At 34.0% G+C, this 21,953-nt stretch carries 20 protein-coding genes; all 20 read right to left on the bottom strand.

Annotated elements, in window-relative coordinates:
• Positions 1 to 10: 10 nt before the first annotated feature.
• The 20 genes from HT586_RS06000 to truB all read right to left on the bottom strand — a co-directional run bounded on the left by HT586_RS06000 (position 11) and on the right by truB (position 21,917).
• Positions 11 to 802 (bottom strand): TIGR00282 family metallophosphoesterase, encoded by a 792-nt coding sequence (locus HT586_RS06000; RefSeq protein WP_203546504.1) that lies wholly within the window; start codon positions 800 to 802, stop codon positions 11 to 13.
• 7 nt (positions 803 to 809) lie between these two features.
• Positions 810 to 1,571 carry a hypothetical protein gene (locus HT586_RS05995; protein WP_203546503.1) on the bottom strand — a complete coding sequence of 254 codons (762 nt, stop codon included), beginning with the start codon at positions 1,569 to 1,571 and terminating at the stop codon, positions 810 to 812.
• 11 nt (positions 1,572 to 1,582) lie between these two features.
• Positions 1,583 to 2,170, bottom strand: a complete 588-nt coding sequence (locus HT586_RS05990) for a hypothetical protein (RefSeq protein ID WP_203546502.1) — start codon at positions 2,168 to 2,170, stop codon at positions 1,583 to 1,585.
• 135 nt (positions 2,171 to 2,305) lie between these two features.
• Entirely contained in the window at positions 2,306 to 3,865 is a 1,560-nt protein-coding gene (gene rny, locus HT586_RS05985; RefSeq protein ID WP_096076664.1) for a ribonuclease Y, read from the bottom strand.
• Between the two features lie 227 nt (positions 3,866 to 4,092).
• On the bottom strand, positions 4,093 to 5,154 hold the full coding sequence (gene recA / locus HT586_RS05980; protein ID WP_133354083.1) for a recombinase RecA: 1,062 nt from the start codon (positions 5,152 to 5,154) through the stop codon (positions 4,093 to 4,095).
• A 296-nt stretch (positions 5,155 to 5,450) separates the two neighbouring features.
• Positions 5,451 to 6,032, bottom strand: a complete 582-nt coding sequence (gene pgsA, locus HT586_RS05975) for a CDP-diacylglycerol--glycerol-3-phosphate 3-phosphatidyltransferase (RefSeq protein WP_096076666.1) — start codon at positions 6,030 to 6,032, stop codon at positions 5,451 to 5,453.
• 37 nt (positions 6,033 to 6,069) lie between these two features.
• The gene (locus HT586_RS05970) at positions 6,070 to 6,924 is read right to left on the bottom strand and encodes a helix-turn-helix domain-containing protein (protein WP_188018506.1); all 855 of its coding nucleotides are present in this window, start codon (positions 6,922 to 6,924) and stop codon (positions 6,070 to 6,072) included.
• A gap of 18 nt (positions 6,925 to 6,942) precedes the next feature.
• Positions 6,943 to 7,737 (bottom strand): DUF3388 domain-containing protein, encoded by a 795-nt coding sequence (locus HT586_RS05965; protein WP_188018505.1) that lies wholly within the window; start codon positions 7,735 to 7,737, stop codon positions 6,943 to 6,945.
• Positions 7,738 to 7,748: 11 nt separating this feature from the next.
• Positions 7,749 to 8,459 (bottom strand): elongation factor P 5-aminopentanone reductase, encoded by a 711-nt coding sequence (gene ymfI / locus HT586_RS05960; protein ID WP_203546501.1) that lies wholly within the window; start codon positions 8,457 to 8,459, stop codon positions 7,749 to 7,751.
• Complete coding sequence (yfmH, locus tag HT586_RS05955) at positions 8,452 to 9,726, bottom strand: EF-P 5-aminopentanol modification-associated protein YfmH (protein WP_188018504.1); 1,275 nt, start codon at positions 9,724 to 9,726, stop codon at positions 8,452 to 8,454. The genes ymfI and yfmH overlap by 8 nt, the downstream gene beginning before the upstream one ends.
• Positions 9,723 to 10,952, bottom strand: coding sequence for an EF-P 5-aminopentanol modification-associated protein YfmF (gene yfmF / locus HT586_RS05950; protein WP_188018503.1), 1,230 nt, complete (start codon positions 10,950 to 10,952; stop codon positions 9,723 to 9,725). The genes yfmH and yfmF overlap by 4 nt, the downstream gene beginning before the upstream one ends.
• Positions 10,949 to 11,671, bottom strand: coding sequence for a GntR family transcriptional regulator (locus HT586_RS05945; RefSeq protein ID WP_133354078.1), 723 nt, complete (start codon positions 11,669 to 11,671; stop codon positions 10,949 to 10,951). Before HT586_RS05945 ends, yfmF begins: the two co-directional genes overlap by 4 nt.
• Before the next feature lie 10 nt (positions 11,672 to 11,681).
• A complete protein-coding gene (locus HT586_RS05940; RefSeq protein WP_407943985.1) occupies positions 11,682 to 13,874 on the bottom strand; it encodes a DNA translocase FtsK in 2,193 nt (730 codons plus the stop codon).
• Between the two features lie 163 nt (positions 13,875 to 14,037).
• Entirely contained in the window at positions 14,038 to 15,711 is a 1,674-nt protein-coding gene (gene rnjB / locus HT586_RS05935) for a ribonuclease J2 (protein ID WP_096076674.1), read from the bottom strand.
• 112 nt (positions 15,712 to 15,823) lie between these two features.
• The gene (locus tag HT586_RS05930) at positions 15,824 to 16,078 is read right to left on the bottom strand and encodes a hypothetical protein (protein ID WP_096076675.1); all 255 of its coding nucleotides are present in this window, start codon (positions 16,076 to 16,078) and stop codon (positions 15,824 to 15,826) included.
• A gap of 63 nt (positions 16,079 to 16,141) precedes the next feature.
• A complete protein-coding gene (locus tag HT586_RS05925; protein WP_096076676.1) occupies positions 16,142 to 17,335 on the bottom strand; it encodes a M16 family metallopeptidase in 1,194 nt (397 codons plus the stop codon).
• 60 nt (positions 17,336 to 17,395) lie between these two features.
• Positions 17,396 to 19,504 carry a polyribonucleotide nucleotidyltransferase gene (gene pnp / locus HT586_RS05920; protein ID WP_096076677.1) on the bottom strand — a complete coding sequence of 703 codons (2,109 nt, stop codon included), beginning with the start codon at positions 19,502 to 19,504 and terminating at the stop codon, positions 17,396 to 17,398.
• A 120-nt stretch (positions 19,505 to 19,624) separates the two neighbouring features.
• Positions 19,625 to 19,894 (bottom strand): 30S ribosomal protein S15, encoded by a 270-nt coding sequence (gene rpsO / locus HT586_RS05915; protein ID WP_096076678.1) that lies wholly within the window; start codon positions 19,892 to 19,894, stop codon positions 19,625 to 19,627.
• Positions 19,895 to 20,007: 113 nt separating this feature from the next.
• Positions 20,008 to 20,952, bottom strand: a complete 945-nt coding sequence (locus tag HT586_RS05910) for a bifunctional riboflavin kinase/FAD synthetase (RefSeq protein ID WP_133354076.1) — start codon at positions 20,950 to 20,952, stop codon at positions 20,008 to 20,010.
• Between the two features lie 65 nt (positions 20,953 to 21,017).
• A complete protein-coding gene (truB, locus tag HT586_RS05905) occupies positions 21,018 to 21,917 on the bottom strand; it encodes a tRNA pseudouridine(55) synthase TruB (protein ID WP_096076680.1) in 900 nt (299 codons plus the stop codon).
• Positions 21,918 to 21,953: the final 36 nt, after the last annotated feature.

Genomic DNA, 21,953 nt, shown 5'->3' with positions numbered 1-21,953 from the left:
CTTCCCTCTCCTATTTCAATGGATTATCCTGATTAATTAATATTCTTTCTATCTTCTTCGTTGTCCCATCTGTCTTAAGCTCTATAAAAACGCCACTCAGCACGCCTCTTCCTTTTTCCGGGACGACGTGTTTAACCGGCATCGATGTTAAAAAGCGATGGATGACTTCATCTTTATTAATGCCTAATATACCATCATAATAACCAGTCATACCAACATCTGTAATAAACCCTGTACCTTTATCAAGCATTCGGTTATCACTTGTCTGAATATGTGTATGTGTACCTACAACAACACTTGCTCGTCCATCCACATAATATCCAAAAGCGCCTTTTTCACTTGTTGTCTCAGCATGAAAATCAACAAAGATATAATCCGTTTCTTTTTTAGCAGTTTCATAAAGTAAATCAAACTTTTTAAATGGACAATCAATCTGCTGCATAAATGCACGCCCCTGCAAATTGATGACAGCAATCTTTTTGTCATTAAATTTGATAATCTGCATTCCTTTTCCAGGATTATCATCCGGATAGTTTGCGGGACGTATCATCTTTACATCACTATTTAATAATTCATAACTGTCACGCTGGCCGTACGTATGATTGCCGAGCGTTACGCAGTCTACACCTAAAGTCATCATTTGCTTATAGATTTTTTCTGTAATCCCTCTACCATGTGCTGCATTTTCACCATTAACAATCGTAATATTCGGTCCATATTTTTTCTTCAGTTGTGGTAAATATTCTGCTAGCATATCTCTACCGATAGCTCCTACAACATCACCAATAAATAATATTCTCATAGCTTCCTCATTCTTTCACTCGTGTTGTTTTCACTCTCAAATAACATATATAACATAAAAATAGTCCTAGAATCAATGTGAGCAATGGATAAAATATAAAAAGATGAAAAATATAATAACTCAGATGCTGTTTCGGTAAAGTATTAAAACCAACCAAATTCATACGATTATTCCACACACCATCTAAATCAATCGCTTCAAGCGTCGTTTTACCAACTGTATTGTCATCATGACTTTGTAAACCTATATAACGAATATCTTCTTTATTTTGCTGCATTAACATTAATAATGTTTCACCAGTCGCTATTTTCTTTTCAAAGATTAAGGAAGTATACACATAATGATTATTTAATTGTTGAATCGTTTTAATATTTATATTTACTTTCTTCTTATTTATCAGAATTTCACTCACACGTTTTTTATTGATATTCTCAGTAAACTGTATCGTCTGATCTCCTAACTGATAGGTTCGAGAATAGCTAACGCTTTTGTTCATTAATTTTTGATATCCATCCATATTGTGCGCAACTATTTCTTTCCCTTTATCATCAGTAAATATATGTTCAACACTAATCATATCAACATTAATATTATCAGCAGCATTCACTTCGGTAATATTCTTTTTATCAATCGTTAGTTCAGTTAATAACCTTTCGTTGTTTGCAGTTTGTCTATTTGAATGAAGCATGTAAGCTTCAAGGAGCGGTAATAAAGATAGTAAAATTAATATTGCAGCTATACATAAATAAATCTTTACACGTTTTTCCATAGCTTCACTCCTTATAGAATATGTATACCTATAATATTATCACCTGCAAAGGCGAATTGAATAGCTGAATATTTCCCGCAGAAAATAGAAATTAAAATATCAATATTACTTTTATTGATAGGTGGTAAATGAATGAAGACCTCTTTTTTATTTTCACTAAGTTCACTTAATTGTTTATTTATTAAATTTTCATGATGATTTTCAATCACTTCACTCTTTTGGTTTGTATCAAAAAAATATTTATTGATGATATTACTATTATGCTGCATTTTACTTTGTATTGTTGGAACGCTATCAATATCCTTAATTTGTTGTAACATCGACTTTATATCTGGTTGCTCATATAACTGAAGTAAATCTTGCAGAGGATGGCTAATGGATTTCATAGCATTCTTTTGCGCTTTAATTGATGTCTCCTTCATCCTGGAAAAAGCAGTGTATTCTTCATGAATGCAATATGATTCAAAGTGATCAGACATATCAGGTAAATTGATATTCGTTTGAATGCTTATTCCCAAATCATTTGGTAATGCGTCATAAAACAATGCATATAGTGGTAATATTGTTTGTTTAATCTTCTCTTTATGATGTGTATCCATCAAATTCATCATCCTCTCTAGAATAAGAATAATTTAATTATAATATATTTCCATTATATATACTATTTACCTTCAAAAAATTAAAAAACAACGCTTAAAGCTTTATAGCTTTAAGCGTTGTTAATGTTGTTATAATTATTTCGCGTATTCAATCGCACGCATTTCTCTGACGACTGTCACTTTAATGTGACCAGGATATTGTAACTCTTCTTCAATCTGATTTTTAATATCTCTTGCAATACGATGTGCTTTTAAATCATCAACGTCTTCTGGCGAAACGATAATTCTAATCTCGCGTCCAGCTTGAATCGCAAATGATTTTTCAACTCCATCATAACTTTCAGAGATTTGTTCCAATCGTTCAAGACGTCTTACATAATTCTCTAATGTTTCTCTTCTTGCTCCAGGTCTTGCTGCGCTTAACGCATCAGCTGCTGCAACAAGTACTGAGATAACACTATTCGGTTCAATATCACCATGATGTGAGTGAATCGCATTAATTACTGTAGGATGTTCACGATATTTCTTCGCTAAATCCACACCAATTTCAACATGCGATCCTTCAACTTCATGGTCAATCGCTTTACCGATATCATGTAATAATCCTGCACGTTTTGCTAAAGTAATATCTTCACCAAGTTCAGCTGCAAGCATTCCTGATAAATGTGCTACTTCAATAGAATGTTTCAGCACATTTTGCCCATAACTCGTACGGAATTTCATGCGTCCTAAAATCTTCACTAAGTCTGGATGTAAATTATGTATACCAAGTTCAAAAGTCGCTGCTTCCCCTGCTTCACGAATAATTTCGTCAACAGATTTACGCGCTTTTTCAACCATCTCTTCTATACGTCCAGGGTGAATTCTTCCATCTGAAACTAAAGCTTCTAATGCTGTTTTAGCAATTTCACGTCTGATTGGGTCGAATCCAGATAAAATGACCGCTTCAGGTGTATCATCAATAATTAAATCAATACCTGTTAACGTTTCTAATGTACGAATATTTCGACCTTCACGACCGATAATTCTACCTTTCATTTCATCATTTGGAAGGTTAATTACTGATACAGTTGATTCTGAAGTATGTTCTGCTGCTAAACGTTGAACTGTAGTTGCAAGTACCATTTTGGCTTTTTTATCAACCTGCATTTTTGCTTCTTGTTCTTTTTCTTTCACCATAACAGCAATGTCATGTGTTAATTCATCTTCAACTTGATCAATGATTTCCTGTTTTGCTTCTTCTTGCGTCAGTCCGGAGATGCGTGTTAATTCTTGTTCATGTTTTACTATAATGTCTTGGACACTTTGCTCTAACGCATCTACATGTTGTTGTTTTTCTTCAATTTTAGATTCTTTTTGTTCTAAAAGTTCATCCTTTTTATCTAAAAGTTCACTTTTACGATCTAAGTTTTCTTCTTTTTGAAGTAGTCTTGCTTCTTGTCTTGCAAGGTCTGAACGACGTTCTTTATACTCCGCTTCTAAACGATCACTTCTTACTTGATTCTCTTCTTTTGCTTCAAGTAATTTTTCCTTTTTAAGACTTTCAGCTTCTTTGTTTGCTTCACTAATAATATGTTCAGCAGTTGTACGCGCTTGATTTTGCTGATTAGTTAAGCTATTTTTTGCTAATACATACCCTACACCAACACCTAGAATTATTCCAAGCAAAATGTATAAGAGGGTTAATAGTTCCACATAAACACCTCCTCATTTGCTTTTTTTCATCTAGTTATACATAAGACTTCAGTACAGAAATAAAATACCACTTATTTCATATACAAATTAATTGTACGTTTAATAAGTTAAGCGTGTCAAGATAAGTAGAAAATAATTTAACGTATAATTAATTAATTGTTGAAATATTACAAAAATCCGAATAACATGTTATTTTGTTTCATAACATATTATTCGGATTCGAAATATTATACCAATTCATCATCAGACAAATCTTCTGCTGGTGGTGTAATCGGTGTTTCAGTTTTAACTGCATCTTTATCTTCACCGATTCCCATCGCTTTACGAATCTTCATATCAATTTCGTCGCGAACTTCCGGATTTTCACGTAAGTATGTTTTAATGTTCTCACGTCCCTGTCCGATACGTTCACCTTCATACGAATACCATGCGCCAGATTTTTGTAGTACTTCATACTCTGCACCTAAATCAACCATTTCACCTTCGCGAGAAATACCTTGACCATACATAATATCCACTTCTGCAACTTTAAATGGTGGTGCTACTTTATTTTTAACAACTTTAATCTTAGTACGATTACCTACAATATCCTGACCTTGCTTTAACTGTTCTGCACGACGTACTTCTAAACGTACTGAAGAGTAGAATTTAAGCGCACGACCACCAGGTGTTGTCTCAGGGTTACCAAACATAACACCGATCTTTTCACGAACCTGGTTAATAAATATTGCAATCGTATTTGATTTAGAAATTGCACCTGAAAGTTTACGTAATGCCTGAGACATTAAACGCGCCTGAAGACCCATATGAGAATCTCCCATTTCCCCTTCAATCTCAGCTTTAGGCGTTAATGCAGCTACTGAATCGACTACGATAATATCGACAGCACCACTACGCACAAATGCTTCTGCGATTTCTAAACCTTGTTCACCGTGATCAGGTTGTGATAAATAAAGATTATCAATATCTACACCTAATTTTTGTGCATAAACTGGATCAAGTGCATGCTCTGCATCGATAAATGCTGCAATACCACCTTGTTTCTGTACTTCAGCAATTGCATGTAAAGCAACTGTAGTTTTACCAGAACTCTCCGGTCCATATATTTCAATTATACGTCCTTTAGGATATCCGCCTATACCTAAAGCATTATCCAGTGTAATCGATCCTGAAGAAACTGCTGACACATTACGTGTAGCATTTTCTCCTAGTTTCATTACCGCACCTTTACCAAAAGATTTTTCCATATTCTTAATTACTGTATCTAAAGCTTGTTGACGTTCACTCATATGTTCGAGTCCTCCTATAATTACAATCATTGTTTGTTGTTTTATGTTACTCATATATCACTTACATATATTTCACTATTTCAAATATTTTTATCGTAACCTCATTACTCACTACAAATAATACTATACTGATTATTTATTAATTTAGCAAGCAAAAAGCGAACGCATGTTTGTATTTTTTTATATTTTCTTTAAAAATGGGAACACACACTATATTTTCTGTGATTATCCATATTTATTTTTGAATAAAGTAACATTTTAGAAAAAAAGAGCTAAGATATACTTAGCCCTTAATATTATTTGGAATTTTTAAAGACGTTTCTGCCATGATAAAAATATTCAATACCAGACAATATAGTGAAAAATACAGCGATATACATCAATGGATAACCCAGCTTGAATCCAATCATCTGATTGAATGGCTCATTAAGCAATAATAATGTCATTGCTAACATCGTTACTGCAGTCTTAATCTTTCCTAATTGGCCGGCAGCAGAAACAAATCCCTGCTCGATTTGCAATAGACGTAAACCGGTAACTGCAAATTCTCTTGCGATAATCACAATAGCCATCCATGATGGAATTAATCCTAGTTCTACTAAAGCAATCAATCCACTTGATACGAGTAGCTTGTCAGCTAAAGGATCTAAAAATTTCCCCATATTTGTTACAAGCTGCCATTTTCTTGCTAAATAGCCGTCAATCCAGTCTGTCAGTGATGCAAAGATAAAAATACACGCTGCAATAAATTGTTCAATACGCATCGTATCACTACCTAAAAAGCTCATTTTCCCCATATTAAAATCTGCTAGTAAAAACACTAGAAATACAGGTATGAGCAATACGCGTGCAACTGTAATTTGATTTGGTATATTCATTATTAACTTCCTTTTCTTATTAGTTTAAATCAATTAATTATTGTATTACTTTAAAGAAATATGTTCTTGTAATTAAATTATCTGCTTCTTTTGGTACAGAAACTTTCTTATCGTTAATATATACTTCCATTGAAGTTGAGTTCCCTGATATTAACGTGATAGTTTTAACTTTTTCATCGATTTTGAATGTTTCACTCTTCGTTTCTTTGTAAGCATAATTTTTCTTTTTATCATCATAAATTTGTACCCATGTTGCTATTTTAGAATCTATCTTAAGTTTTAAAGGTTCTGTTGATTCTACTTCATATGCTAGGTTTGCACCATCAAAGTTTTTATAGGTTAATTTAGTCGACGCTTCGACTTTCGCATTTTCTTTTTCTTTTCGTTTTTCATTTGATGACTGTTCTGTTTTAGATGCGACAGGTTTTTCTTCCGTCTTTTTTTCAACTTTAACATTACGGCTCTTATTAATATCTTCTGCCTGCCACTCACTATTTTTATCTGTGAAGATAAACTGTGAAAATATAAGCCAAATTAAAAACATTATAAGAATAATCCCTAACAGCCATGCAAGTAATTTTTGCACACTTTGATCTGTACTTCGTGTTGTTTGTGTACTTTTAATGAGTTTACTTGCTTCTTTAGCACTTAGTTTTTTAGTTGGTAATTCATTTTGATGCTCTTTCAATAGATTTTCTGCATTTAAATTAACTGCTTTTGCATATTTCTCTATAAAACCTCGTGTATAGTCAGGATTAGGCAAACGATCAAACTCATTTTTCTCAATCATTTCTATGTATTTCTTTTGAATTTTCACTTTTTTCTCTAAATCTATTAATGTCATACCTAACGACTCACGTTTTGAACGTAATATTTGTCCGATTGGTTTCATAATTGCCCCCTTTACGGCTTAAAAGAACGCAAATTCGTCATTATCAAATAAACTGTTCTTTGATAACTTTTCGTACGTAATTTCCTGATCTTCTGTTTCACGTAATTCTATAATATAATCAAAATCTTCTATAGTGTAATCTGTTTTCTGTACAAATAAATCTGGATGCTCTATAACTTTTGTTGTAGGTAATGACATAACTTCTCTCACAAGATTAAGATGTTCAGCATTTTGTTTAATAGTCAAAGCGCCATCTATGATAAAGATATGCTTATCATCATACTCGCCCTTATACAATTTATTACGAACGGTTTGTTTAATCATCGTAGAAGAAATAAATAACCACTTCTTATGCGCACAAACACTTGCAGCAACAACAGATTCTGTTTTCCCTACACGTGGCATCCCTCGCACACCAATCACCAGGTTGCCATCCTGCTTAAACAACTCCGCCATTAAATCTACAAGGATACCTAAATCTTTACGCACAAATTTAAAGATATGCTTATTTTTATTATCTCTTTCAATATGCTGACCATGTCTAACCGCTAAACGGTCCTGTAACAAAGGTTTTCGTAGTTTTATGATTTCAATATCTTCTAACTGACTGATAATATTTTCAAAACGCGTCACTTTTTCAAGATCATCTGTTTTAATTAATAACCCACGGACACCTTGATCAACACCATTAATTGTTATGATACTGATGCCCAGAACACCAAGTAAACTTGAAACATCTCCAAGTAAACCAGCTCTGTTAATCTTAATTTCATATTCAAGATACCATTCTTTCGTTTCCTGAAGTACTGTCATTAACAAACCCCCTATATATACCAACCACCATTCACGCTTTGTACTGTACCCGTAATAGATTGTGATAAATCATCTAGTAAATACAATACAGTATGACTAATTTCTTTCGGCGAAATGAGCCTTTGTTGTGGTAATTGTGATAATAATAATTGTATATCTTCTTCATTTAACTGTAATGTCATTTTACCATTAACTACACCGGGTGTTACAACATTTGCTGTAATGTTTGTTTGTATAAGTTCTTTCGCCATGGATTTAATAAAGCCAATTTGTGCTGCTTTCATGGCACTATAGATGGATTCAGTTGCACTGCCTGTTTCTCCCCAAATTGAGCTGATTACAACAATGCGGCCATAATCATTGTTTTGCATACCACTCAAAACAAATTGAGTTAACTTTACAAGGTTTGAAAAGTGAATATGATATTGAGCATCCATAGCTTCAGTTGTCACTTCTTGTATAGGTGCATAATAAGCAGTTCCTGCTGTATAGATCATACCATCTAGGTAACTTGTCATCCAATCCTGTAATGGATTTTCATAAAGTGGTTTACTTAAATCAAATTGAACAAAACTTATTGCTTCATTTTGAAATTCATTTTGTAAAGCAGTAATGTCCGTATTATTATAATGCGCAATTACTTCATGCCCTTTAAATAACAAATCATGTGTTATTTGTTTGCCAATATCACCACTTGCTCCAATAACGAGATATTTACCCATTACGCTTCACAATTCTACTATCCGTAATATGAGCATTATTTAATGTACTTTTATAAGTTTCAATGCACTCAGCTAATGTCAGTTGTTCTAAAAGTGGCAGAATATCGAATAATATAACATCATTGAAGAAATATCGTGTAAACTGATTCGCAATATATTCAGGGCTATTCATGCTTGAAACATATTCACCGATGGTTTGACGTACAATTAAATCAAAGGCTTTTTGGTCTTTTAATAAGTCAAATTTATATAATTGACTGATTATCCGTTGCTTTAATCTTTCGGCATCTCGAGTGGCACCAGCGATAAACATATGTGAGAAAGTTGGCTCTATCGTAAAATTAAATCCGAAAGAATCATCTATTAATTGTTCTTTCAACAGTGACTGATAAAAATCTGTTTGTTCTCCAAAAAGCATATCTAAAGCAAAAAGTATCTTGAGTTCAGTTAATATTAAGTTATCTGTACTTTTAAAATTATCTGTTTTAATACCAAGCATTAATTTATCCATCTGCACATTATCAATCGACTTAACCTCATTAAGTGCTACACCTTCAGGTTCTTCAAAAGGTAATATATCAACTGGCTGAAAAGTGTTAAATGGTTTGATAATGCCGTTAATATATTCGGTCATTGCTTTCGGTTCAACATTCCCTACAATAAACATCACCATATTCTTTGGATGATAGAATGTATTATAGCAATCATATAAAGTCTGATCAGTAATCTCATTGATACTTTCAACTGTACCTGCAATATCAACACGTACTGGATGCGTATGATACATTGCTTTTAAAGTCTGATAATAAAGGCGATAATTAGGCTGATCCTGATACATTTTAATTTCTTCAGCAATGATACCTACTTCTTTTTCTACACTTTCTTTTGTAAAATAAGGTGTTTGTAACATATCTACTAATAATTTAATGTTTTCTTTTAATGATTCAACAGTAGTAAATAAATAACTTGTTCTGTCATATGAAGTGAATGCATTGGCAGAACTCCCATATTTTGAGAATGCGTTAAACATATCACCATCTTCTTTCTCAAACATTTTATGTTCAAGAAAATGTGCAATGCCTTTTGGCATATGTACTTTCGTTCCATCTTGTCCAACAAAATCATTATGTAAAGAACCATACTTTATTGTCATTGTGACATACGATTTCTGAAACCCTTTTTTTGGAATAATAAATAGCTGCATGCCATTATCTAATACTGTTTCAAATAATGTTTCATCTATTGCTTTATAATAAGTTTGTTTCATTCTGATCCCTCACTTGTTAAACAATACACAGTATGTAAAGCCCCTGTTTGTGCAACATCTATAATATCTTCTTTCGTTATAGCCTGTATACCTTCTATCCATTCAACTTCATCAACGTGTGCACCAAACGTATTAGAAAACTCAATTTCTACAAAGCCTTTCGGTCGATCCATTGATTCTTTCTTCTGATTAATAATCATACGTTTAGCCGTATTCAATAGTTCATTATCGAAGTCACCTTGTCTAATCTTTTCAAATTCATCATTAATAGTGTCAATCGCCTGCTGACGTTTATCCTGATTGACACCAGAGAGTACATATAACATACCGCTTCTTGCATCAATCTGACTATGAATTTGATATGCTAAACTCAATTTTTCACGCACATTGGTAAATAACATGCTTGATGGATCACCACCAAATATTTGATTGAGTAAAATAAATGCGTAGTAGCTTTTCTCAGGATGTTTAACATTTAGCTTATAACCCATATTAATACGTGCTTGCTTCGTCTCAATGTATTCAACAACTGTCTGAGGTGTATGAATATCCTTTAATTTTACCTGTGTTAAATCAATTTTATTTTCGGGTAAATCCAGATATTCTTTTGCTAGTTTAGAAATTCTCGACTCATCTACATCTCCAACGATATAAAGATGTGCTTCATCATCCTTTAACATAGCTTTATATGCTTGATAAACTTCTTCACCTGTAACAAGTTCTAACTTTTGTATATCTCCAAAACTTGGATTACGCATCGACTCATCTTCAAACATTGTTTTTAATAACTGATAGAAACCATATTGGCCTAAATTCTCTTTTATAGCGTCATACTTATTTTTAAATAGATGTTTCTCAGTTGTTAATAATTCTTCTCGAAAAGACTGACCTTCTATATTAGGTGCGTATATAACCTCATGTAGTAATTGAAATGCTTTCTGTAATAAATCTTCATTAATAAGATATTTATCATTAATGATATCGATACCTACAGTTAATACATGTGCATTGTTTTGTTTTATTACATGACTATAAAGATGTGCACCATATAAATATGCAAGATGATTAATCATTGCCTGTTCGTCAGCATATTTTTCAGTTGTCTTTTGAATAAGTTTAGATAAAATTGCTCTTCTGCTCATCGTATCGATATCAAGAGGTGCTTTAAATTTAAGTACAATTGATACCGTCTTAAATTTCTCTGTGTTCAGTAATTTAATTGTCATAAAATACTCCTTACTTTTCTTTGAATAACGAATTGTACCTGACTCGATTTAAAATAATTCAATGAATATAATACGGGTTCATCTTGTGTATTATAATGGATTTGTTTAAATAATAATAAGCTTTCTTCTGGTGTGCATTGCAACGCATTAGAAATATACGGTTCATATGCAATTGATTCGATTTCACTTTCAGCATACACAATTTTAAGTGCATCGGTACGATCCATAATTTCTAATAATGAATGGCTCAATATATCGTGTTCACCCTCCAAGGGTGCTGCAACAATCTTATCTAAGCAATATACGATAGGCTCATCATTTGCTGTTCTGATACGTTCGATAACTGTAATATCGCATTCATCCTCAATATTTAATATACGTTTATCATCAATAGAAGGTTGTTCAATATCATGACTTATCATCATTGTACCTGCTGATTGTCCTCCTTCTTCTATCATACTCGTTATACTTTTGAGTTCATCAATTGGATAGAAAAATATTGGTTTGGACTTAATATAATAACCTTCCTGAAAATGTTCTGAAATGATCTGTTCGGTCACTAATTCGTGAAAAGCTAATTCTATATCATCTCTCGATCGATCGATCATTCGAGATATTTCGTATTGCGATGGTAAAGGTCTATGCAGTTCAAATTTTCCTGAATTTATCTGTTCTAAAATCCAATCTTTAATAAAGACGACCTCTCTATTTATAGACATGTACTCCACCTCATTCTACAATTTCATTGTTTTCGATTAATACCGTTCTAGGTTTACTACCTGTACTTGGTCCAATAACGCCATTTGCTTCAAGTTCATCGATTAGTCTTGCAGCTCTATTATAACCAATTCTAAATTGTCGTTGTAATAGACTTGCTGATGCTTTTTGTTTTTCAACGACAAATTGATAAGCTTCTGGATAAAGTTCATCTTCTGACTCACCTTTTTGTGTATGCTCTTCACTTGGTTCCAGTGACTTAACATAGTTTGCTGATTGTTGTTTACAGACGAAGTTTACTACATCTTCAACTTCTTTGTCTGATAAAAATGCCCCTTGAATACGTTTAGGTTTTGATTCACCATATGGCAAGTAAAGCATATCACCTTTACCTAGTAATTTTTCAGCACCCTGCATATCTAGAATCGTTCTAGAATCAACTGCTGAACTAACGCTGAATGCAATACGAGAAGGAATATTCGCTTTAATCAGACCTGTAATGACATCAACAGATGGTCTTTGTGTCGCAATAATTAAATGAATGCCAGCTGCACGTGCCATTTGCGCGATACGCATAATTGCTGCTTCAACATCCTTACTAGCGACCATCATTAAATCTGCAAGCTCATCAACGATTACAACGATATACGGTAGTTCAGCATTTTTCTCGCCAAGTTCTGCATTTTGGCGTCGTAAATATTGATTATATCCTTTAATATTACGTGTTCCTGTATGACTAAAAAGATCATAACGTCTTTCCATTTCACCTACAATTTTCTGTAAAGCTTGAGCAGCCTTCTGTGGATTCGTTACGACAGGTGTCAATAGATGAGGGATACCATTGTATACATTTAACTCTACCATTTTAGGATCAATCATCATTAATTTCACTTCATGTGGTTTAGCATGCATCAAAATACTTGTGATAATACCGTTGATACATACAGACTTACCACTACCTGTTGCTCCTGCAACAAGTAAATGCGGCATTTTATCAAGTTCTGCTGTGATTGCTTCACCACTGATATCTCGCCCAAGTACAACTTTTAACTTATTTTCTTCAACAGGTGAAGCTTCTATTACTTCTCTTAATGTTACCATTGATGTAGAACTATTCGGTACTTCAATACCTACAGCAGATTTACCAGGTATCGGTGCTTCTATTCTAATATCTTTTGCAGCGAGCGCTAAAGCAATATCATTATGTAGATTCACAATACGACTAACCTTTACCCCCATCGCTGGTTGCACTTCATATTGTGTTACAGCTGGTCCTATTCTGATTTGTGATACTTTAGCATTCACACCAAAATTCTTCAATGTTGTTTCAAGTAACTGACCACGCTTTTTTACTGCCTGCATATTTGATTTTGCTTTATCTGGTGCCGGAGAAAGTAATGTTATAGGAGGCAAATCATAATCTTCGTTCTCCATTTCACTAGTTTCACTTTGTTCAGTGTCGTCGGAAAGTGTTGAATGTTCATCTTGACTCGTATCAATAGTCTCAGATTCAGAATTATTATTTTGATGCACTTCTTCGACATCTTGCAGATCATTTTGAAACGCTACTGCCTGATTGCCATCATATATTGGTATTTCTGCTTCAGGATAGTGCTCAGATTCAGCTTCAATTGCAGTAATTTCTGGTAAATCAGAAACATCTTTAACCGTTTGTTCCATCTTTCTTTGTTTTCTTTGTTCTAATTGAACTTTTGCCTGCCTAGATAAATCTTTCGTTTTATCAACTTGATAAAGCAGAAATTTCTGCGCTGTATTACGTATAGAACGTCCTAATATCAAAAGAATACTTAAAATAATCATAATAATAGATAATATAAATGCACCAAAAACACTTAATAGCGTAGAAAAGACTGAATCAAATAGAAAACCAATCATACCGCCTCCAAAAAAATGAAAGCCAGACTTAGACTGTAATTCAAAGATTTTATCAAAAACAGGTATAACTGATTTTCCGTGTAAAAAGTGCTGAATCACCTGCATAAAGGATGGTGTACTTATTAAAAGTAATAACCAGCCGTTAACACGACGATTGCCAGGAATCCATTTATTATTTACAGCATAATAGATTGTTATGAGTATGAGTAGAATATATGCATAAAAACGAGCTGAACCGAAAATATAAGTCATTACACTATCTATGCCTACACCTAATAACCCAAACTGAAAAACGCCTAATAACAGCATCGCGATAAACAAAATAGAGATAATAAAACGATATGGTTCATTACTTTTGTTTTTATTTGTTTTTTTCTTTCTGGTCGTTTTCTTCTTAACTGCCATTCATTTCACCTGCTTTATATAAACAAATAAACAAGCTAAAGTTAGCTTGTTCATTTGTTTATTATCTTTAAATTTCAGAGATAACCGGAATGATCATTGGACGACGTTTCGTATTTTCATATAGGAACTTTCCTAATTTATCACGCATTTCCTGCTTAATATCAGACCATTCAATACGATTTTGCATTAAGCCTAATTCAACAATTTCACGTACTTTTTCTTCAGCTTCACGCATTAATCCTTCACTTTCGCGTACATAAACAAAGCCACGTGACTGAATCTGTGGTCCAGCTACGATACGTCTATTTTTTGGATCTAATGTTACAACAGCTATGAAAATGCCATCTTCACTTAATAATCGTCGATCACGTAAAACAATATTACCTACATCGCCAACACCGATACCATCTATCAGAACATTTCCTGCTGGTACTTTCTCATTGGCTACCATACGTTCTCCGTCATAATTGATGACATCACCTTTTTCAAGTAGGAAAATATGTTCCGGTAACACACCCGCTTCAGCAGCGAGTTTTGCATGCGCAATCTGCATTTTAAATTCACCTTGTACCGGTACAAAGTATGTCGGTTTCATTAAGTTCAGCATTAATTTTAGCTCTTCCATACATCCATGTCCTGATGCATGAATCTTCTTATTCGTTGGAATCACTTTCGCACCTGCTTTAACAAGGTGGTTAATCGTTGAGCCTAAAATAACTTCCATATTTGAAGATGGTGTCGTTGTAATAAATACAGTATCACCTTCTTCAATATTTAAAATGCTATGTTTTTGTAATGCCATTTGTCCTAATCCTTCAATCGGCTCACCTTGAGAACCAGTAGATATAATAATCATTTCGTTTTTTGGATATTTCTCAACATCTTTTATTGGTATTAATAGTTGTTCTTTAATATCAAAGTATCCAAGTTTACGTGCAATATTAAATGATGATTCTAAAGATTTACCTAAAAATGAAACTTTACGGTTTAATCGTGCTGCAGCATTTAGTACTTGCTGTATTCGGATAAAGTTTGATGCATAACACGATACGATAATACGCCCTTGTGCTTTAGCAAATTCATCAACAATGTGACTTTCAATAACATTTTCCGGTGTATTATAACCAGGTTTCTCTGCTTCAGTTGAATCACTGATTAACATTAATACACCTTTGTTTCCAATTTGACCCATCTTAGTAATGTCTGGTGCATATGCCCCTGTCATACTTTGATCAAATTTAAATTCACCAGTATAAACAACAGCACCTTGTGACGTATGTATCACAATACCAAGTGCATCCGGAATACTATGCGTTGTACTAAAGAAAGACACGTTCACATTTTTAAAACGCATAATTGAATTATTATTTACTGTATAGTATTTAATCTTCTTTGTTACTTTCGCTTCACGCATCTGATCTTTAACAAGTGCAATCGTTAAACGTGAACCATAAATTGGTGCATCTACTCGATCAATAATATAACGTAACGCACCAATTGCATCCTGATGTCCGTGACTCAAAAAGATACCTTTTAACTTATCTTTATTCTCAATAACATAATTAATATCCGGAATGACGACATCAATCCCTAACATTTCATCTTCCGGAAACATTAATCCTGCGTCCAGCATAAACATTTCATCGTCAACTTCTACGATATACATGTTCTTTGCAATTTCACCGACACCACCTAAAGGTATCATTCTTATATGTTGATTTTCTTTTTTAACTAAGTTCAAAATATTTCCTCCTAAATTCATTCGCCCGTACAATTCATACTTCTTTATTATAAGCTATTTGCAGATTAATTAACAATAAAAAAAGCGAACAGAATATTCTGTTCGCAATTAATTATTTTTGTAATTCCATCTTAAAATCTCCACCAGCTACTGTGTAGTGTGTCAACTTTAAATCTTTTGAATGGTAACGGTCTGTTTCACCTTTGAAAAGAACCACTTCTACAGGCTCACTTGTAGCTTCAATTTGTTTGAATAATAAACCGACATCACCATTCGCAGTTGATATTTTTAATAATTCTTCATCTACTGAAAATCGACCATCTGTTTGAAATTCCTGACCATTCACTTGAATTTTGTCAAATACCATTACTTTTCATCTCCTTGTATACGTTTACATTTTTATTATACCGTTAAATTTATTACTTGCCAATTATTGCGGTAGTAATTGATATGACGCATTCGTATATTTAAATATTTGCAGTGTCTTGTTTACCTGTTCTAATGTTACTGCATTGATTTGTGCTTCAATCACAGCGATATCGATGATTTTGTCATAGAGTAACATACTTTTTCCCATATGTTCTAAAATTGCACCATCATAATCAAGATTCATATGCAGATTAGTAATTAAATATTGTTTGGTCTTATCTAAAAGTTCCTGATCAATACCGTTAACAAGTGTTGCATGTATTTCATCAATAATCGATATACATTTCTGTACGTTATCATTATCCGTCGCAAAATAGGTGTAAAGTACGCCACCTGAGTAATAACTATCTACTGAAGAATATAAACTATAGCATAGTCCCTCTTCTTCTCGTAGCTTTCTAAACAGCATACTTGTCATTGATCCACCATATAAATTATTGATAATTTCAAACACGGGTTGAGCTTCATCACGATACCCAACAGCCGGATGGGCTAATATGACATGGGCTTGTTCTAGACCAGCTTTATAATGCGTCAATGTGCAAGGATTCATATTAAATGTCTGGCGTTTTTGTTCAGTAGTCGGTTTACCTTCAATTTGAAAGACTTCATATATATATTCAACATCGTTTCCTACATATGACATGATCATGTTATCTGGCTGGTAGAAAGCTTGATAGAAACGTTTCAAGTCATCTTGCGTGATTGCTTTTACAGATGTTTCAGTTCCTAAGATTGGCGTATTATAAGGTGTATCTTTATATAAAATTGTCTCAAAACGTTCAAATGCATTTTCTTCATCATCATCTTCAATCATTTTTATTTCTTCAAGGATGACAAGACGTTCTTTTTCAAGTTCTTCTTCATCAAATGTTGCATAAAACAACATTTCCTTTAATATATCAATCGCTTTTTGTTCAAAACGTTTTAACGTTTTAATAGAATAGCAAGTATATGTTTTCGTAGTATAGGCATTAACCTCACCACCAATTGCATCAATCGATTCAGCTAACAATTTAAAAGGATAACGTTCTGTACCTTTAAATAGCATATGTTCTATGAAATGCGCGATACCATTTGGATAATTCGTCTCATCAGCTGTACCCACCTTAATATACATAGCAATATGGACAATTTGCATCGAAGTATTATGATGTACTACTTTCAATTGATTTTCTAATATTTTTTGTTCCAAATATAACCCTCAATTTCTAAAAATATGAGACTAACGCAAAAGCGGTAGTCTCATAATTGCTTATTTTTCTTCTTTTTTAGTTTCTTCTTCAAGTAAAACTTTACGAGATGCGTTCACACGACCTTGTTTATCTATTTCAGTTACTTTTACTAAGAACTGATCTCCCATCTTAATCACATCTTCAACTTTATTGACACGTTCTTTTGCAAGTTGTGAAATATGAACAAGTGCATCTTTACCTGGGAAGATTTCAACGAATGCACCGAACTTCTCAATACGTTTCACTGTTGACATATAAATTTCACCAACTTTAGCTTCACGCACGATATTTTCAATTAATTCCTGCGCTTTAGCGATCATTTCCTCATCACTTGAGCCGATAAATACAGTACCGTCTTGTTCGATATCTAATTTAACACCAGTTGCATCAATGATTTCATTGATTTTCTTACCACCTGGTCCAATGACATCTCTGATTTTATCTGGATTGATATGAATGATTTTAATTTTCGGCGCATATGGGCTCAGTGAAGCGCTTGGTTCACTGATTGTAGATAACATGTGTTCCATAATATGCAGACGACCGATACGTGCTTGTTCTAAAGCTTCACGTAAAATGTCTTCTGATAATCCATCAATTTTAATATCCATCTGGATTGCAGTAATACCTTTGGATGTACCTGCCACCTTAAAGTCCATATCTCCTAATGCATCTTCCATACCTTGAATATCAGATAAAATGGTATAATGTTCATCTTTTTTTACTAGTCCCATAGCAATACCAGCTACTGGTGCTTTAATAGGAACACCAGCATCCATTAACGCTAAAGTAGATCCACAGATTGAGGCTTGAGAACTTGAACCGTTTGATTCTAATACTTCTGAAACAACACGGATTGTGTATGGGAACTCCTTCTCATCAGGAATTACCTGTAATAAAGCACGTTCACCTAAAGCACCATGACCTATTTCACGACGTCCAGGTGCACGCACTGGACCTGTTTCACCAACTGAGAAGTTCGGGAAATTATAATGATGCATATAGCGTTTTTCTTCCTCTACACCAAGACCATCAATAATTTGATGTTCACCCAATGCACCTAAAGTTGCAATAGAGAACGCTTGTGTTTGACCACGTGTAAATAAACCAGAACCGTGTGCTCGAGGTAACAGACCTACTTCAGAAGATAATGGTCTGATTTCATCAGGACGACGACCATCTGGACGTACTTTATCTTCTGTAATTTGGCGACGCACTTCAGCTTTAACTAAAGCATCAAATGTTTTATTAACGATTGCGATAGCTTCTTCCCCTTGTTCCTGGAAGTTTTCAACAATTTGTACCTTAATCGCAGTAATACGTTCTTCACGCGCTTGCTTTTCCTGTGTTTGAATTGCTGCAGCTAAATTTAATGCTTCAGCTTGCTTTGTTACAGCTTCTTCAACTTCAGTATTAGTTTCAACAGGAACAAATTCTTTTTTCACTGGATTCAGTTCCGCGATAATTTCTTTTTGGAAAGTCACTAACTTTTTAATTTCATCATGTCCAAACATTATAGCTTCTAACATTTTTTCTTCGGTTACTTCTTTAGCACCTGCTTCTACCATGTTCACCGCATCAAAATGTCCAGCAACTTGTAAGTCCAAAATTGATTGTTCGCGCGCTTCTACATTCGGATTAATAATAAATTTATTATCAATTAAACCAACGTTTACGCCAGCAATCGGTCCATCAAAAGGAATATCAGAAACTGAAAGTGCCATAGAAGACCCAATCATTGCTGCCATTTCTGGTGAGTTGTTCGGATCAACACTCATTACAATTGAAATAACCTGAACATCGTTTCTGTAACCTTTCGGAAATAAAGGACGAATCGGTCTATCAATTAGACGAGATGTTAAAGTTGCATCTTCACCAGGACGACCTTCTCGTTTATTAAAGCCTCCTGGAATTTTTCCTGCAGCGTATAATTTTTCTTCATAATTTACCATTAATGGGAAGAAATCCACATCTCTCGGTTCTTTACTTGCAGTTGCAGTTGATAATACGACTGTATCACCATAGCGCACAAGTACTGCACCATTCGCTTGTTTTGCAAGTTGACCTGTTTCGATTGTTAATGGACGGCCAGCCCATTCCGTTGTAAATACTTTTTTCTCTTGAGACATTCATATCTTCCTCTCTTAGCTCTTAGCATATATCTTTAATCATACCACGACAGTGGTTATATTGTCACAAATTGCATAAAAAAAAGAACACAAATTCATTTGTGCTCTTTGTGTTAAAAATTAACGACGTAAACCTAATGATTTAATTAATTCACGGTAACGTTGAACATCGTTTTCACGTAAATAAGTTAATAAGTTTTTACGACGACCTACCATTTTTAATAATCCACGACGAGAATGGTGATCTTTTTTGTGCGTACGTAAATGCTCGTTTAAAGCATTGATTTCAGCAGTTAAAACTGCGATTTGCACTTCTGGAGATCCAGTATCAGTTTCGTGTACACGGTATTGTGCGATGATTTCATTTTTGCGTTCTTGAGTAATAGCCATTATTAGTAGCCTCCTATAATTTAATTTACACCATAACCCGAGTATGAGTCGGAGCGTCTCAATACCAAGGAAAGGTACTTGATAATTATATCATGTTTCAAAAAAGTTTCAAGTTATAAATTTGCTAATATTTCAATTGCGGTTTGTTTGTCCTGATTGATTTGGTTGATTAATGCATCAATACCATCGAACTTTTGCTCAGGACGAATAAAGTCATGCCACTCTACTTCGACGCGTTCACCATAAATAGATTCATTGAAATCAAAGATGTTCACTTCAATCGAAACTTGGGATTTTTCAGGATCGTGAAATGTAGGTTTAACACCAATATTACAAACACCCTGATATGTTATTCCTGTTGATTCACGTTTTAAAGTAACTGCGTATACCCCTAGTCTTGGAAGTACAAATTCTTCATTTGGCATAACGTTTGCAGTTGGGAATCCAATTGTGCGTCCACGTTTCTCTCCCTGAACGACCAGACCAGTAATTTTATATACTCGACCAAGTTGTGCATTGGCATGTTTGATGTCCCCTGTTTGTAAATCTTCACGAATTTGTGTAGTTGAAATTTTTTCGTTGTCAATTGCAAGTTTCGGTACAGCAGTCACTTCAAAGCCGTCTTTGTCTGCATCAAGTTTAAGCATATTACCTTTACCGAATTTTCCATAAGTAAAGTCAAAGCCTGCAATAACATGTTTCACTTTATTACGTGTAAAATAATCCTGAATAAAGGTACGTTCTTCCATTTTTGCAAATGACGAAGTAAACGGTACGATAAATAAATAATCAATACCCATTTTCTCTAAAATATTTTTCTTTTCCTGTAATGGCGTTAAATAATCAGTACGCTTTTTTTCTGGATTCAGTACCACGGATGGATGTGGATCAAATGTCATGACTGCTTTTTTTAAGCCTTTTTGCTCTGCAATTTTTATCATTTCATTGATTACCGATTGATGCCCTAAATGTAAGCCATCAAAAAAACCGATAGCTAAAGCTAATTCCGGATGATTATAATGCGATTCTATTGGGTGGTTCATTTCTATTGTTATCATCATATACCTCTGAATTTGTTTTTCTTTAGTGTAGCATTTTTTGTATTCGTTCGTGCGTGTATTGCTCAATCTGTAAAAACTTTACGTGCTTTTATTACATTTGAATATTCCGGATGTGGCATATAGATTGCTAGCGCCTTTTCATTATGTGTCATTACAGTTTCTTCAGTAAGCGGCGGTGTGATATCTTTTAATTTTTGTCCCCACATAATACGTTGTGCAGTTTGTGCGTCTACTTCATGATGCGGAAGATGCATTAGCCCCTTTTCCAATGGATGTAGAAGTGACTTGATGGATTCAAGTGGCATCTCTTGTAGTACTTCTAAAGTATAACTTTGTTCAAGCGTAAATCCACCACTTTCAGTACGCGTAAGTTTAGACATATGACCTACTGTTTGTAGTGCTTCCGCAATTTGTGTTGCTAGTGTTCTAATATAAGTACCTTTTCCACATTTCACGATAATTTCAAATGTAACTTGATCATCATGGTACGTTAGTTCTGTCGTACGCGTGATGTTGCTGATTTTTACTTTTCTTGATGGTCTCTCAATCACTTTACCTTCACGGGCATATTCATACAGCTTACGACCGTTGACTTTTACAGCACTATACATCGGTGGTGTCTGTTCAATTTCACCAGTGAGTTGCCAAAGTACAGCGTCGATCTGGGTTGTAGAAAATTGATTTTCTTCTATTATATTAGTGGCGATAACCTCACCTGTCTGATCTTCAGTCGACGTCTGTGTACCGAGTGTGATTTCAGCGATGTAAGTTTTACCTGAATCCATCATATAATCACTGACTCGTGTCGCACGCCCAATACAAATCGGTAACACTCCATTTACTTCAGGATCCAGTGTACCTGTATGTCCAACTTTTTTTGTCTTTAAAATTTTACGTAGTTTGAACACCACATCGTGACTTGTCATACCACGCGGTTTATTAATTGCTATAATACCATCCATAAAAAAACACCCTTTCAGTAAACTCTAGAATAGTTT

It is taken from the genome of Macrococcoides bohemicum, assembly GCF_016865215.1.
Classification (GTDB): domain Bacteria; phylum Bacillota; class Bacilli; order Staphylococcales; family Staphylococcaceae; genus Macrococcoides; species Macrococcoides bohemicum.
This window is presented reverse-complemented; position numbering and strand designations above follow the sequence as displayed.

Excerpts from the sequence above, each read along its gene's own strand:
- HT586_RS06000 (WP_203546504.1), bottom strand. The coding sequence starts at position 802 with ATGAGAATATTATTTATTGGTGATGTTGTAGGAGCTATCGGTAGAGAT.
- HT586_RS05995 (WP_203546503.1), bottom strand. The coding sequence starts at position 1,571 with ATGGAAAAACGTGTAAAGATTTATTTATGTATAGCTGCAATATTAATT.
- HT586_RS05990 (WP_203546502.1), bottom strand. The coding sequence starts at position 2,170 with ATGGATACACATCATAAAGAGAAGATTAAACAAACAATATTACCACTA.
- recA (WP_133354083.1), bottom strand. The coding sequence starts at position 5,154 with ATGAGTGAACGTCAACAAGCTTTAGATACAGTAATTAAGAATATGGAA.
- pgsA (WP_096076666.1), bottom strand. The coding sequence starts at position 6,032 with ATGAATATACCAAATCAAATTACAGTTGCACGCGTATTGCTCATACCT.
- HT586_RS05970 (WP_188018506.1), bottom strand. The coding sequence starts at position 6,924 with ATGAAACCAATCGGACAAATATTACGTTCAAAACGTGAGTCGTTAGGT.
- HT586_RS05965 (WP_188018505.1), bottom strand. The coding sequence starts at position 7,737 with ATGACAGTACTTCAGGAAACGAAAGAATGGTATCTTGAATATGAAATT.
- ymfI (WP_203546501.1), bottom strand. The coding sequence starts at position 8,459 with ATGGGTAAATATCTCGTTATTGGAGCAAGTGGTGATATTGGCAAACAA.
- yfmH (WP_188018504.1), bottom strand. The coding sequence starts at position 9,726 with ATGAAACAAACTTATTATAAAGCAATAGATGAAACATTATTTGAAACA.
- yfmF (WP_188018503.1), bottom strand. The coding sequence starts at position 10,952 with ATGACAATTAAATTACTGAACACAGAGAAATTTAAGACGGTATCAATT.
- HT586_RS05945 (WP_133354078.1), bottom strand. The coding sequence starts at position 11,671 with ATGTCTATAAATAGAGAGGTCGTCTTTATTAAAGATTGGATTTTAGAA.
- HT586_RS05940 (WP_407943985.1), bottom strand. The coding sequence starts at position 13,874 with ATGCTGTTATTAGGCGTTTTTCAGTTTGGGTTATTAGGTGTAGGCATA.
- HT586_RS05930 (WP_096076675.1), bottom strand. The coding sequence starts at position 16,078 with ATGGTATTTGACAAAATTCAAGTGAATGGTCAGGAATTTCAAACAGAT.
- pnp (WP_096076677.1), bottom strand. The coding sequence starts at position 19,504 with ATGTCTCAAGAGAAAAAAGTATTTACAACGGAATGGGCTGGCCGTCCA.
- rpsO (WP_096076678.1), bottom strand. The coding sequence starts at position 19,894 with ATGGCTATTACTCAAGAACGCAAAAATGAAATCATCGCACAATACCGT.
- HT586_RS05910 (WP_133354076.1), bottom strand. The coding sequence starts at position 20,952 with ATGATAACAATAGAAATGAACCACCCAATAGAATCGCATTATAATCAT.
- truB (WP_096076680.1), bottom strand. The coding sequence starts at position 21,917 with ATGGATGGTATTATAGCAATTAATAAACCGCGTGGTATGACAAGTCAC.